Source organism: Anaerorhabdus furcosa (assembly GCF_900167375.1).
In the GTDB taxonomy this organism is placed as follows: domain Bacteria; phylum Bacillota_I; class Bacilli_A; order Erysipelotrichales; family Erysipelotrichaceae; genus Anaerorhabdus; species Anaerorhabdus furcosa.
In genome coordinates this window covers 425,682-440,827 of the sequence record NZ_FUWY01000001.1, presented here as the reverse complement: position 1 = coordinate 440,827, position 15,146 = coordinate 425,682, and the positions used below count along the sequence as shown (strand labels likewise).

Annotated in this window: 11 protein-coding genes and 1 riboswitch; of the genes, 6 read left to right on the top strand and 5 right to left on the bottom strand. The window is 32.9% G+C overall.

All coding sequences use genetic code 11. The features are described 5' to 3' along the window. The first annotated feature begins 5 nt into the window (after positions 1 to 5). Positions 6 to 3,860 carry a DNA-directed RNA polymerase subunit beta' gene (rpoC, locus tag B5D14_RS02170; protein WP_078710941.1) on the top strand — a complete coding sequence of 1,285 codons (3,855 nt, stop codon included), beginning with the start codon at positions 6 to 8 and terminating at the stop codon, positions 3,858 to 3,860. A 180-nt stretch (positions 3,861 to 4,040) separates the two neighbouring features. Here rpoC and B5D14_RS02165 read toward each other — a convergent pair whose 3' ends face one another. Then, positions 4,041 to 4,295, bottom strand: coding sequence for a zinc ribbon domain-containing protein (locus B5D14_RS02165; protein WP_078710940.1), 255 nt, complete (start codon positions 4,293 to 4,295; stop codon positions 4,041 to 4,043). Between the two features lie 110 nt (positions 4,296 to 4,405). Beyond that, positions 4,406 to 4,478, top strand: a riboswitch (Fluoride riboswitch). 42 nt (positions 4,479 to 4,520) lie between these two features. Here B5D14_RS02165 and B5D14_RS02160 point away from each other — a divergent pair. The 4 genes from B5D14_RS02160 to B5D14_RS02145 all read left to right on the top strand — a co-directional run bounded on the left by B5D14_RS02160 (position 4,521) and on the right by B5D14_RS02145 (position 8,088). Then, on the top strand, positions 4,521 to 5,693 hold the full coding sequence (locus B5D14_RS02160) for a cation:proton antiporter (protein ID WP_078710939.1): 1,173 nt from the start codon (positions 4,521 to 4,523) through the stop codon (positions 5,691 to 5,693). Between the two features lie 66 nt (positions 5,694 to 5,759). After that, entirely contained in the window at positions 5,760 to 7,097 is a 1,338-nt protein-coding gene (gene gdhA / locus B5D14_RS02155) for an NADP-specific glutamate dehydrogenase (protein WP_078710938.1), read from the top strand. A 96-nt stretch (positions 7,098 to 7,193) separates the two neighbouring features. Beyond that, positions 7,194 to 7,637, top strand: a complete 444-nt coding sequence (locus B5D14_RS02150) for a LytTR family DNA-binding domain-containing protein (protein ID WP_078710937.1) — start codon at positions 7,194 to 7,196, stop codon at positions 7,635 to 7,637. Between the two features lies 1 nt (position 7,638). Next, a complete protein-coding gene (locus tag B5D14_RS02145) occupies positions 7,639 to 8,088 on the top strand; it encodes a hypothetical protein (RefSeq protein WP_078710936.1) in 450 nt (149 codons plus the stop codon). Positions 8,089 to 8,098: 10 nt separating this feature from the next. Here B5D14_RS02145 and B5D14_RS02140 read toward each other — a convergent pair whose 3' ends face one another. The 4 genes from B5D14_RS02140 to B5D14_RS02125 all read right to left on the bottom strand — a co-directional run bounded on the left by B5D14_RS02140 (position 8,099) and on the right by B5D14_RS02125 (position 13,694). Then, entirely contained in the window at positions 8,099 to 9,550 is a 1,452-nt protein-coding gene (locus B5D14_RS02140; protein ID WP_078710935.1) for a hypothetical protein, read from the bottom strand. 15 nt (positions 9,551 to 9,565) lie between these two features. Further along, positions 9,566 to 10,999 carry a hypothetical protein gene (locus B5D14_RS02135; RefSeq protein ID WP_078710934.1) on the bottom strand — a complete coding sequence of 478 codons (1,434 nt, stop codon included), beginning with the start codon at positions 10,997 to 10,999 and terminating at the stop codon, positions 9,566 to 9,568. A 28-nt stretch (positions 11,000 to 11,027) separates the two neighbouring features. Next, positions 11,028 to 12,317, bottom strand: coding sequence for a hypothetical protein (locus B5D14_RS02130; RefSeq protein WP_143254368.1), 1,290 nt, complete (start codon positions 12,315 to 12,317; stop codon positions 11,028 to 11,030). A 174-nt stretch (positions 12,318 to 12,491) separates the two neighbouring features. Further along, positions 12,492 to 13,694, bottom strand: coding sequence for a CCA tRNA nucleotidyltransferase (locus tag B5D14_RS02125; protein ID WP_078710932.1), 1,203 nt, complete (start codon positions 13,692 to 13,694; stop codon positions 12,492 to 12,494). Positions 13,695 to 13,792: 98 nt separating this feature from the next. Between B5D14_RS02125 and B5D14_RS02120 the strand changes: the two genes are divergently transcribed. After that, entirely contained in the window at positions 13,793 to 15,142 is a 1,350-nt protein-coding gene (locus B5D14_RS02120; protein ID WP_078710931.1) for an MATE family efflux transporter, read from the top strand. Positions 15,143 to 15,146: the final 4 nt, after the last annotated feature.

Genomic DNA, 15,146 nt, shown 5'->3' with positions numbered 1-15,146 from the left:
CGAAAATGACAGGAATAAACAAATTTTCAGCTATTCAAGTTGGATTGGCATCACCTGAGAGAATCTTAGAATGGTCTTATGGAGAAGTTAAAAAACCAGAGACAATTAACTATCGTTCTCAAAAACCAGAACGTGATGGCTTATTTTGCGAAAAGATTTTTGGACCTTCTAAGGACTGGGAATGTTATTGTGGTAAATACAAAAAAGTAAGATATAAAGGTGTTGTCTGCGACCGTTGTGGCGTAGAAATTACAAAAGCTTCTGTGCGTCGTGAAAGAATGGGTCACATTCAATTAGCGGCTCCAGTTGCACATATTTGGTATCTACGTGGAATTCCTTCACGTATGAGCTTACTTTTAAATATCACACCAAAACAATTAGAAGAAGTAGTATATTTCGTATCTTGGGTAGTAACTGATCCAGGTGATACAAAACTTGATTACAAACAAGTTATTTCAGAACGTGAATATCGTGAAAGCACTGCAGTATATGGTCCTGGATCATTTAAAGCTCAAACAGGTGCTGAAGCAATTCAAACATTACTTGAACAAGTTAATCTTGATGCTGAACATAAAATAGTAATTGCAGAACTTGAGGGTGCTACTGGGGATAAACGTAAGAAACTAATCAAACGTTTAGAAACAATTAATGCATTCTTACATTCTGATAATCAACCTGAGTGGATGATACTTTCTATATTACCGGTAATTCCACCAGATTTACGTCCAATGTTACAACTTGATGGTGGACGTTTCGCAACATCAGATTTAAATGATTTATATCGTCGTGTTATTACTCGTAATAACCGTTTAAAGAAACTATTAGAACTTGGTACACCAGCGATTATCGTACAAAACGAAAAACGTATGTTACAAGAAGCAGTTGATGCCCTAATTGATAATGGTCGTCGTAGTAAACCAATCACTGGAGCTGGAGGACGTGCATTAAAGTCTCTATCTCATAGTTTGAAGGGTAAACAAGGACGTTTCCGTCAAAACTTATTAGGTAAACGTGTTGACTATTCTGGACGTTCAGTTATCGCAGTAGGACCAGATTTAAAAATGTATCAATGTGGTATTCCACGTGAAATGGCAATTCAATTGTTTAAACCATTCGTTATCAACGAAATTGTTAATCAAGGAATCGCAGGAACTCGTAAGACTGCAGAGAAATTAATTGATCGTCAAGATGCACGTGCATGGGATGTTGTGGAAGAAGTAATTACAAATCACCCAGTATTCCTTAACCGTGCACCGACTCTTCACCGTTTAGGTATTCAAGCGTTTATGCCTAAGTTAGTAGAAGGACGTGCAATTCGTCTTCACCCTCTAGTTTGTACAGCGTTTAACGCTGACTTCGATGGTGACCAAATGGCTGTCCATTTACCATTAAGTGAAGAAGCTCGTGCTGAAGCAGAAATCTTGATGTTAGGTTCAAACAACATCCTAGGTCCAAAAGATGGTAAACCAATCGTTACACCATCTCAAGATATGGTGCTGGGTAACTTCTATTTGAATATGGAAGAAACTTCTGAAGAATTCTACGCTAAAGCTGATTTAATTGAAGCATTAGGTGATGGTGAAACGGCTCAAATTTGGAGAAGATTTGGGGACAATGAAGGTCACGTATTTAAAGATATTAATGAAGTATTAATGGCATATGATAATAAAGTGGTTCACTTACATACTCGTATCGCAATTCCAGGGAAAGCATTAGATAGAGATTGTTTTACTGAAGAGCAAAAGAAATCTTATTTAGTGACAACCGTTGGTAAAATTATCTTCAATGATATTTTCCCAAGTGATTTCCCTTATGTAAATAAAGTAACAAAGGCTACATTACAAGCAACTCCTGATTCTGATTTCTTACCAATGGGATCTAACATTAAAGAAGAAATTAAGGCAAGAGCATTAAGTCCAGAATTTAAGAAAAAAGACTTAAGTAATGTAATCGCAGAAGTGTTCAATCGTTATCGTACAGAAGGTTCAAGTGATATTCTAGATAAGATTAAGGACATGGGATTTAAATATTCTACTGTTGCAGGTATGACGGTATCTCTTGCAGATATTAACGTTGCACCAGATAAACAAAAATTCGTTGAAGAAGGTAAACGTCAATCAGCAGTTTTACAAGCATTATTAAAACGTGGACGTTTAACTCCAGCAGAATGGGAAAGACACTTCTCTAAACTTTGGGATGATATCAAGAGTGAAATCGGACGTAAAGTTATGGAAAGTCTTCCTCGTATGAATCCAATCAACATGATGGCTGTATCAGGTGCCCGTGGTAATGCGTCTCACTTTACTCAGCTAGCAGGTATGCGTGGATTAATGGCTCGTCCTACACAATCAAAATCTAAGAAAGAATATCAACCATCAATTATTGAGGTTCCTATCTATTCTTGTTTCCGTGAAGGATTAAATGTATCAGAATTCTTTATTTCTACCCATGGGGTGCGTAAAGGATTAACAGATACAGCGCTTAAGACTGCAGAATCTGGATACTTAACTCGTCGTCTAGTTGACGTTGCACAAGATGTAATCGTTAATGAAGAAGATTGTGGAACAGATAGAGGATATTTAGTAGAAACAATTGTCGATCGTAAGAATAATTCAGTGATTGAAGGATTATATGATCGTTTAGTTGGACGTTATGCAAAAGATGAAATAGTTGATCCTAAGACAAAGGAAGTAATTGTTGAAGCTGAACAATTCATTGATGAAGCATTAGCACAAAAAGTAGTAGATGCTGGTGTTGAAAGAGCATATATCCGTAATACATTCACATGTTTAAGTACAACAGGTGTTTGTCGTAAGTGTTATGGCCGTAATATGGCTACTGGTAAACTTGTAGAAAATGGAGAAGCTATTGGTATTATGGCTGCTCAATCTATCGGGGAACCAGGTACCCAATTAACAATGCGTACTTTCCATACTGGAGGGGTTGCATCAGGTAATGATGGGGATATCACTCAAGGGTTACCACGTGTTGAAGAACTATTTGAAGCACGTTGTCCAAAACACGTTGCAGTTCTTGCTAAGATTGATGGAGAAATCACAGAAATCGCAGAACTTGAAGGTGGAACAGGAACTCATATTATTGTTACAAATGAAAAAGAAAGTATTGAACACAAATGTGACTTGACTCAAAACATCCGTTCATGGATGAAAGTTGGTACTCAAGTTAAAGCTGGAGATAAACTAACTGAAGGACAAGTAAATCCAAAAGAATTACTTGAAGTTGCAGGTGTACAAGAAGTTCAAAAATATATCTTAAAAGAAGTTAAGAAAGTTTATGCTTCTCAAGGTATCGATATTTCAGATAAGCACATTGAAGTTATGATTCGCCAAATGTTAAAGAAAGTTATCATCATCGATGGTGGAGATACTGGATTAACAACTGGTCAAACATTAAGTACTCAACGTATTACTGATATCAATACAGGAGTATTATTAAGTGGAAAACGCCCAGCTAAGTTTGGACCTACTCTACTTGGTATCTCTAAAGCATCAGTTGAAACTGACTCATTCTTATCAGCTGCATCCTTCCAAGAAACTACAAAGGTTCTTACAGAAGCAGCAATTAAAGGTAAGATTGATGGACTACATGGATTAAAAGAAAATGTTATCATTGGTAAACTAATTCCAGCTGGAACAGGATCTGACTTTGAAAGAGAAAGTACAACTCGTATCAAAGAAAGAGCTGAAGAATTGCGTCTAGAACGTGAACTTGCGAACGCTGAAATGGATGAAGAAGATGCACTTCCAAAAGAAGTAACTTCTGTTCAAGAAGATGTTGAAGTTGAGGATGAAGAATTAATCGAAGTAGAAGATATCGCAGAAGAAACAACTGAAGAATAAGAAAATGCAGATCACTTTATGTGGTCTGTTTTTTTGTTGTAGTTCTTTTGAAATTATATGTTGTCTATGCAGTTATTCTATAATGATGTTGATTAAAAGAAATATATCATTTAAAAAAGTGGAAGGCTAATCAATGATTATAAAAAAGGACAGCACTCACCATGAGGTCTGTCCTTTCTATTATTTTGCCCAACGTTTTAATGTAGGTAATGTTTCATTCATGTATTCTCTTGATTCAGCTTCATCCATTCCCTCTTTTACCATCATAGGTACACAGAAATCAATCATATCTTGCATTGAACAATCACAAGTAAATTTTCCATTTTCATAACAATATTTACAATAATCTTTGTTAATTGATCCATCAGCATTTGTACTAAACAAATCACTTCCTTCTTGCATTGGCATTGCACAACATTGACAAATATACTCCATCTTAAGTTCCTCTTTTTCTAACAGATACTTTCTGTACCTATACTCTAACAAAATGAACATGACATCCTTTGTCAGCTAAAAAATATTGTAAAACAGATTGTATATGATAAAATATGAATGGGAATGATGATCTCCCATGCGTAATGCAAAACCGCTTATGAAGCTGATGACGTCTAGTTCTTTTTTGAACTTGGATCATCGGCTTTTATTTTGGAGGATAGAACTATGTTGGTAAGTATTGGTTTGATATGTATTGTAGGTTTATTATGTGCTGGTATCTTTAATAAGTTAAAACTACCAGGATTAATTGGAATGATTCTAGCAGGTATTATCTTAGGGAACAGTGGTCTTCATTTATTGGATAATAAACTCATGGATATTTCGAGTGAAATTAGACAAATTGCTCTAATTATTATTTTGACTAGAGCAGGTTTAACACTAAAATTAGATGATTTCAAGAAGATAGGAAGACCGGCAGTATTTATGAGTTTTGTTCCTGCATTATTTGAAATTACTGCGTGTACAATCATAGCGCCAATCTTTTTACCACTAACCACGCTAGAGGCAATGTTACTTGGGTGTGTATTGGCAGCAGTTTCACCAGCTGTTATTGTACCAAGCATGATTAAACTAATTCAAAGTGGAAAAGGTGAAGATAAAAAGATTCCTCAACTTATTTTAACAGGGGCATCATTTGATGATGTGGTAGTCATTTCTTTGTTTACAGTAGTATCAACTTTTCTATTATCAGGTGTCGTTAACTTTACAAGTGTGTTGCAAGTCCCAGTATCAATAATCCTAGGTATTTTAGTAGGACTATCATGGGGATATGTATTGCAGATTTATTTTAAAAAATTTCATATGAGAGACTCTGTGAAGATGATTCTCATTCTTTCTTTCTCTTTTATGTTTGTTGGATTTGAGAAGAATATAAACACAATCATTCCTTTCTCAAGTTTAATTTGTGTGATGACCATGGCGATATCAATGAATATTTTTTATCCAACCCTCGCAAATCGTTTATCAAGTAAATACAATAAGCTATGGGTAGCAGGAGAAATATTTTTATTTGTGCTTGTGGGAGCAAGTGTTAATCTTAGCCTTGCATTTAAGGGTGGAATAAGTTTAGTCATCGTTATTCTATTGTGCTTAGTGGTTAGATCAGTCGGTGTTTTTGTAAGTTTAATTAAGACCGAATTAAATAGTAAAGAAAAAATATTTTGTGCAATTGCCTATATTCCAAAAGCAACAGTGCAAGCTGCTATCGGAGGATTACCACTTGCGATGGGATTGGCAAGTGGTGATATCATATTAACAGGTGCAGTTGTGGCAATTCTTGTAAGTGCACCACTTGGTGCGATACTGATTGAAAAGAGCGCAAATAAATTACTAAACTAGAGATGAAAAATCTTGTCAACTGAAAAACATAAGTCTAAAATAAGAACATAGGTTGGAGGACACAGTATGAAATATATTGATCGCGTATTAGAAGAGATGAAAACAAAGGATGCAAATCAACCAGAGTTTATTCAAGCACTTGAAGAAGTATTGCATTCTACAGAAGTCATTTTTAAGAAACATCCTGAATATGAAAAAATGGCTGTACTTGAACGTTTAGTAGAACCAGAAAGAATTATTCAATTCAAAGTATCTTGGATGGATGATAAAGGAAATACCCATGTGAATCGTGGCTACAGAGTACAATATAACAGTGCTTTAGGTCCTTATAAAGGTGGATTAAGATTTCACCCAACAGTTAATTTATCAGTACTAAAATTCTTAGGATTTGAACAAGTATTCAAAAACTCTCTTACTACATTACCAATTGGTGGTGGTAAAGGAGGAAGTGACTTTAATCCTAAAGGAAAAAGTGATGCAGAAATCATGAGATTTTGTCAAAGTTTTATGACTGAACTTTATCGTCATATTGGACCAGATGTGGATGTACCTGCAGGTGATATGGGTGTTGGTGGTAGAGAAATCGGCTACATGTATGGACAATATCGTCGTATTCGTGGAAAAAGTGAAAGAGGTGTACTAACGGGTAAAGGATTAGGCTATGGTGGATCTCTTGCACGCAAAGAAGCTACAGGGTATGGATTAGTATATTTTTTACTAGAAATGTTGAAGGAAAATAACATTGATCCAATTGGTTGCAAAGCAATCGTATCGGGTAGTGGTAATGTTGCGATTTACGCAGCAGAAAAAGCAATGCAACATGGTATTCAAGTCATTGCAATGAGTGATTCGCATGGCTACATTGTTGATGAAAAAATTGATTTAAAAGTTATTAAGAAGATTAAAGAAGAATTAAGAGGATCATTAAAAGATTATCCTAAGATGGCAAAACATGGACAATACTTTGAAGGTTCAGTTTATGATGCAAAATTAAAAGCAGAGATTGTTCTTCCATGTGCTACACAAAATGAAATTGATTTAAAACGTGCAAAAGCAATTGTTTCAAACGGTTGTATTGCTGTAGCTGAAGGTGCTAATATGCCAGATAATAATGATGCAATTAGCTATTATTTAGAAAAAGAAATTCTTTTCGCGCCAGGTAAGGCAGCCAATGCTGGAGGTGTTGCAACATCAGCGTTGGAAATGAGTCAAAATAGCATGCGTTATTCTTGGACATTTGAAGAAGTTGATGAAAAACTACAAGGAATAATGAAAGCAATTCACCAACAATGTATAGATGCAATGAAACAATATCGCTTAGGTAAAAAGAATTATGTTGCAGGTGCAAATATTGCTGGAGTGCAAAAAGTAATCGATGCAATGATTGCTCAAGGAGATTATTAAATCGCAACTTAACCATAACATTTGACAACTCACTTCATCGTGGGTTGTTTTCTTTTGATATTCCATGTATTCTAGTTTTTAGAAGAGGGTAGCGAGATGAAAGTAAAAGTAGTAATTGATATTGAAAAAGAAGAAGAAATAACAATTCAATGTAGACAAGTTACCCCTGATCTAAAGAAGTTAATTGAATTTCTTGAAAACAAGAATCAAAAACTAGAAGCAGTGAGTAACCAAAATCAAAAAGTATATGTTCACCCTATGGATGTACTTTACATTGAAAGTGTGGATGGAATTACTTATATTTACACAACAGATAACGTATTCAAGTTAAAGATGACTCTACAAGAGTTAGAGGATACATACCAAGGCACGGATTACTTTAGAGGAGCTAAGAACCTCATCATAAACATTCAACATGTAGAGAGCCTAAAAAGTCAGTTGAATGGAAGAATCATTGTAACAATGGATAATGAAGAATTATTAGTTGTATCACGGCATTATGCACGACTATTGAAAGAAAAATTAAAAGGAGAGAAATAAAATGAAAAAATTTAGAGATATATTTTTATGGTCAATGAATATGAAGTTATATATGGGTATTTATTTTTCTGCAGTCATATTTTTGGCAGGATTCATGTATTTTGTACAAGGTGTTTATGAGATGACATTTTTGACCATCTTTACAGGCATTATGGCAAGTATGATAGTTGCCTTACTGCAAGTAACAATGCTGGATGCAAGATGTGATTATAGTAAAGGAATATTCTTTTCCAAATCATTGGTATGGCTATTTATCTGCACAATTATATTTAGTGCAACTGCCATAGCATTTGAATGGTTTAAGGGATTACCTAATATAAATTATTGGATATTTACGATTACCATGTTGATTGGATTAATCATGATGTTATGGGGAGAAAAGTTAGAGCAAGAAGCGAATACAGATAAACTAAATGAATCACTTCGCAGTTATAAAAAAAATAATTCCTAAAATCTAGGAGTTATTTTAATTTATAAGATAACACTTGATAAAAATCAGGATTACTTCCAGGAGTCAATGCTATTTCCCAAGTTAAGAAACTTTCTTTATTATTTTCTACAAATTGATAAACATTATTCTCTTTGATACCACTTCCAATTTTATCGTGAGCGGTTGTATAGATGTCATAAACGATTCCTTCACCATCAGTTTGTGATGCATAATAAGGAGTTAATGTTACATAATCAATTCCATCTTCTTTGTAATGGCTATAAATCGATCCATAGTATGAAATGTATCCATCACCTGCGTAAGCTTCTCCAACAAATGTTTTCTCTTCTTTACCTTGAACAATGCCACTTGGTAGTTTCTTTGTTTCATCAATTGAATAAGTATCCCTTCCAAAAACATCTTGTATACACTTATTGAAGTAATCTAAGGTAAGAACAGTATAATATCCTTCACCTTCTGTACCCTGACTTATCGTGAGTTCTGAGTTATTACTTCTATTATTACAAGTTTTACCCATACAATTGTATTCACTTAATACTGTGATAAAGGCAGTAGCTAATTCATCAATCGTGAAATCCGTTGATGATGTAAGAAATGAGAATAAGAAGAGGGTTCGATGATACGGTGTTGCTGTTTTAATTGACATTCTTTCATCTGAATTGAATTCATAATAATAGAATCTAGACATGAAGGAAGTACGGGTTGGAGTTTCAGTAAATTCTTGTTTATTAGTTTTTTGTTTTTTCTCATTTTGCCAGGAATACATTTTTCGATTATCAACAATCAACGTTTCTTTGTTTCTAAAAGTGTAAGATTCATTGTTATTGAAAATATCTGAAATATGCTTGTTTAATGTTTGCATATAAGAATCAAATAGCATGATTTCATTCCAAGAGTTTTCATAGTACTCATACATTTGTGTACTTAATGAATCAACGAATGACATAGTACCGGGGTTTAAATCAGGTGTACCATTATTCTCCAAAGTATGTCGTTCCTGATTAAAAACAATTTTGTATTCTTGATTATCAGAAGTTATAAGTGTTGTTCGTATTCTTGTATTATCCAAATTAATTGCGCGAGTATATTTTGATGAGAGTGTAGCAGATTTATCTTGTTTGTTTTTTGTGTAAGTAAATTTAGTATCTTTCAATGGATAGGTATAAGTTGCATAAGCATCTACTGTAAATTTAATATCCATTTTTGTTTCACCTGAGAGGGTAACAAGAAGTGTATCATTATCTACAACATAAGTGATTTCATCAGTAGAATGAATAATATCATCAAAAAATCCACCAGAATAGATTACCATATTCAATTGCTCAATTTGTTTCTCATCCAAAATATATTCTTTCTTCTCAGGTAGGGGTGATGAAGTAGAATTACCAATTAATTTAACTGGTTCAACTTGATTACAACCTACTAGTAAAATGGATAATAGAATGATGATAATCTTTCTCATAAAACTCCCCCGTATTTATTTTTGTTCATAAGATAGAACTTGGTAGAAATCAGGATTATTGCCTGGAGCCAGTGTAATATCCCAAGTAAAGAATTTTGATTTGTTATTGACTACATAATCGTTTACTTTAGATTCTGGAATACTGCCTTTAACAAAATTAGCTTCTGTTGTATACAGGTCATATGTACATTCTTGCCCACTTCGACAATCGCCATATTGAGCGATATAAGGAGTGAAGGTAACATAATCGATACCTGATTCATTATAATGATCAACACTCGCTCCATGATAGTGTATATCCCAAGGACCTGATATCATATCAGACATCAATGTTTGTTCAGATTGACTTACATAAACACCACTGTCTAAATATTTATATTTATCAAGCGATGTATAGGGATTTAATCCAAAGACATCATTGATGCATTGATTAAAATAATCAAGTGTCATTAATGAAAATTCATGCTCTCTAAATTTACCTTGATTAACTTCATCTTTATTTGTTGAGCAGAATCCATTGTAACAATAATATTGACTATCAACTGTTAAGAATGCACTTGAAAGTTCATCAATAGAAAAACTATCTCTAGAGTTTAAAAAGAAGAATAAGAATAATGTACGCTCATATGCAGAAGCTTCAGGGAATGTCTTTTTAGGCTCACCATTGAATGTATACCAATAAAGGTAATTATGATTATTTGCTGAATAAGGGAAATCAGTAAATTCGTATGTTGTTGCAGGGGCGTTAATTTCAGTTCGAGCAACTTCTTGATTGTTATTAACTAAGGTCAATGAATCTCGATTTCGATATGAATATGAATCAAAGTTCATAACAAGATCATTAATTTGTTTGTTTAATGGTTGCATGAATGAATCAAATGCCATTAGTGTATTCCATTGATTCGTATAGATATCGAATAACTTGTTATTTAATGAATCTGGAAGAGATAAATTTTCTGATGATTTAGTAGCGTTATTATTTTCTATCTTGTAGTTTGCTTGATTAAAACAAATATCATAAGACACATCATCATTTGTAACTAAGGAAGAAGTTATCTTGGAGTTAGCATAATCCTCAGTTCTAATAAAAACTGAATTAAGCTGAGCAGTTTTATTTGTACCTTCTTCATTATAATCTAATTTAATAGGATTAAAGGTATATGAATAGGAAGCAATACCATCTAGGTTAAAATCAATCTCTATTTTAGTTAGACCACTGAGTTGAACATGAATAGCATTCTTTCCAACAGAGTAGAAAATCTCGTCTTGAGATTCAACAACATCATCAAAATAACCACCTGTATAGATTAGTTTATCTAACTGCTCAGTTTGCTCATCACTTAAGATAAGTGCATCTTCAGGATTTGGATCATCAATTAATTCAATTGGTTCAACTTTATTACAACCAACAAGTGATAAAGCTAAAATAAGTAATAATATTTTTTTCATAGAGTATCTCCTTATAAGTGAATCTCATCTAATCAGCAATTAATTCTGCAGAAAGAAGTTTAGGTTGTTTTTCATTATCTATTTCAATGTACCAATGAGGAAGTGTTTCTATATTATTTTCTAAATAAGTAACAATATCTTCTTCGGTTGATTTTTCATTTCTAAATTCAATATTATTGATTGTAACTTTACTTTTACCTAAAGCATCAATGGTCACTTGATAAGGAATAATAGTATAAGCCGTTCCTGCTTCAGTGGGTTTTTCTTCTTTCATAATCAATCCACTATAGTCACTTGTTACGCCATGCATAATTGACGCATGATAAGTTTGAGATTTATCATCTTGGGTAATACCATTTTTAAGAATTAAATCATAGTCAATTGTAGCTGGGGATAAATTAAAGGAATGACTGAGTATTTTATTAAAATCTTCAAGTGTGATTTCATTTTCAAAGTTTGAATTATTAAATAGCCACCCTAATATTTGATCGTAACTTGGGTTATCATAATCAATACTCTCATCAATATAGAAGAATACCGTGGCAAGAGATTCAAGAGGAGATAAAGAAGAACTATTTTTTATTTCATCATTATTGATTTTGATGAGTTCTATTATTGGAATATTGGCCATAGGCTCATAAATACCTGTTTCACCATTTAAGTTGTCTTCCCACTCACCAACAAAACCTTGGACCGGTAAGTTACTTTTAGTGAATAGGGTGTCTTCAGTATTAGCGATGTGAGTAATGTACATATTGAATTCTTCACATAGAACTCTAAACTCCATCATTTGATTCCATTGTTCCTTTAATAATTCAATAATAAAGGATTGTATAGTATCATCAATTGTTACTACTTCTTTTGTTGTATAATCAACTAGTTCTACGCGATTTTGATCAAATTCATAGTAGTTTGAATTATCATCAATTGTAATGTAGGCAAGTAAATGAGAATCATAATAGTCTGGAACATAACTATAGGATGTTAAAAGTGTTGCGACAAGTTTTCCATTAAGCTTGATTTCATTTGGTTGAAAACTAAAATTATAGTTAAAAGAACCATCTACATTGAAAAGTGCATCAAATTTAGCATTATTATAGAAGTTTACAGAAATACCATTCGTCTTAAACTTTGTATAAATGTACTTTTGTTGAAGTAGAAATGGGAAAAAATAGTTTTCATCATAGATTAGTTTTTTAATAGCTTCTTCATCAGCTTGATCGAAACCAATAGTCGTGGTTGTGAATTCCTCTTGTTTAACAGGCACACAACCAACTAAACTTAGGCACATGAGAAACAGTATTATTTTTTTTATCATAAAGCCTCCAAAGTATACACAGTAATATGACAAGGATGTAACTAGGTATAACAATCTAACAATAAATAGATGTGAGTCTACTAGGTAGTTAGTCTAGATATGAGGAAATGATGAATAGAGTACTCACTTAATGAAATTCTAACATAAAAAAAAGAAAAGGTCTATTGGTGTAGATTACATTTTTATGTATTTTAAGATCTCTTCTTTGTTATTGTTTAATTTGTCTTTTATAACTTCGTTTAAAATATCATTAAGAATCAAAGATATATTTTTATCTTTGTATCCAAGATTTTTTAAATCTTGCCCAGTGATTGCGAGTTGTTTCAATGTATAACATTCTTGGTTATCAATAATTTCATAATAAAGTTGTTGAATAGTATCAATATTAAATGAGGAATCTATACATTGTTTAAAATCACATACATGCATGAAATCGATTTTGCAATTTTGTAAAAACTGTTTAATTGCTATTTTCGAATCGAAGTTTGTTCTAATTGAAGACAATAAAGTATTTACTTGTAGTTTAAGTGTTCTAGAAAACTTAAGTCGATTCATAATTTGTTGAGCATTGCAGGATAAATCTGGTTCATTGCATTGGTGTATTAAAATCGCAAAGCGGATAGGCAATGATGGATGCGATTTAGTTAATGCATCATAAACATGATTCTTTTTTTGTGGGTAAAAGTTTATTTCCTTAAGTTCAGGTATAAAAACTTCAAAGATATCTTGATACTCAAAGCATTGGTTAGCACATGAAGGTGATAAAAAAATCTTGGTTAATTCATCCATAATTCTCTCAGATGAAATGGATTTTAAATAATCCATACATGTAAACAAAGCATTGCTTGTATTGGGTTCGATTACAAATCCAAGTTGCGTACTAAAACGAATCGCACGCAAAATACGCAATGCATCTTCGTCAAAGCGATCAATAGGATTACCAATAGCTTTGATGATTTTATTTTTAATATCAAACTCACCACCAAAAAAATCTATAAAACCTTCTTTAGGGTGGTAACATATAGCGTTAATCGTGAAATCTCTTCGAAGACAGTCTTCTTGAAGACTTCTTGTAAATGATACTTCTTTAGGATGACGATGGTTGATGTATTCTTTTTCGGTGCGGAATGTTGTAATTTCAATTTGTTCATGGTCAATAAGAACAGCAACTGTTCCATGTTGAATACCAATATCGATTGTTTTGTAATTCTTAAAACATTCCTTGATATTAATAGGGAGTGCATCTGTCGTAATGTCATAATCCTGAACAGGTTTTCCAAGTAAATAATTTCTTATTGCACCACCAACAAGATAGGCTTTGTAGCCATGATGATTCAAAATTTCAATAGATTGTAGGCAACCTTTAGATAATTCCATGACTTCACCTTCTTTTGTCTATTTTATCATTTCTTTGATAAGCATAAAAGTTAAAGTGGTGGTATAATAAAATACATTAATAAAAGGGGGGATATTTCATGACAATGGTTGAGGCAAAAATGACAACAGGGTCAATATGGAAAAGAATCCTCTTTTTTGCAATTCCATTATTACTTGGGAACTTATTTCAACTTTTGTACAATACAGTTGACTCGATTGTGGTTGGACAATATGTTGGTAAAACAGCATTGGCTGCAGTAGGTGCAAGTACACCATTAATTAACTTGATTATTGGTTTCTTTATGGGAGTTGCAGTAGGGGCAGGCGTAATTGTAGCAAGGCATTTTGGGGCAAATCGTAAAGAAGAATTAAGTGTAACGGTTCATACATTTGTTACCTTCTCAATTATCTTTGGTATTGTGTTAATGATTATAGGTTATTTTATGTCACCATTATTCTTGGAGTGGATGAAAACACCAAGTGATGTTTTACCTCAAGCAGTAGAGTATTTACAAATTTATTTCTTGGGTGTAATCTTTGTGACATTATATAATGCAGGAACAGGAATTCTACAAGCTATAGGTGATTCTAAAAGACCATTATATTTTTTAGGTGTTGCGAGTGTTATCAATATTATCTTAGACTTGTATTTTGTAACGCAATTAAATATGGGAGTTGCAGGTGTTGCATGGGCAACATTGATTGCTCAAGCAGTATCGGCAGTTCTTGTTATCATAGTTTTATTATTGTCGAAAGAGAGTTATCATTTAAGACTCAATAAATTAAGAATTGATATGAAGACATTAATTCAAATTATTAAAATTGGTATACCATCAGGACTTCAAAATATGATAGTTTCTTTTTCAAATGTTATTGTTCAGTCGTATGTTAATAATTTTGGAGCTGCAGCAATTGCAGGTTTTAGTAGTGCAAATAAATTTGATAATTTTATTGCCTTGCCTGTAAACAGTTTCGCATTAGCAATTACTACATTCTCTGCACAAAATATGGGTGCATTAAAAATAGATAGAGTTAAAAAAGGTGTCAACACGACAATTTTAATGGGAATTATCTCAGTAATTTTATTGGGAATACCGTTGTGGTTGTTTGCGGATGTTGCGATTGAAATCTTCTCTAGAGATTCAGATGTTATAGCAGCAGGTGCATCAATGATTCGTGTTATGATTCCATTCTATACTGCACTTACATTCCACCAAGTATATTCAGGAGCATTAAGAGCTGGGGGATACACTGTAATACCAATGATAACTTCAATAATAAGTTTTGTCTTCTTAAGACAAATTTATTTATCAATTGCAATGCCAATTTTTAATCACATTGATATTGTTGCATGGGGCTATAGTTTAACGTGGAGTTGTGCGGCTATCTTTACAGCTCTCTATTACCATTTCTCACACTGGCTTACAAAAAATAAATTAGGTAGTTAGTGAG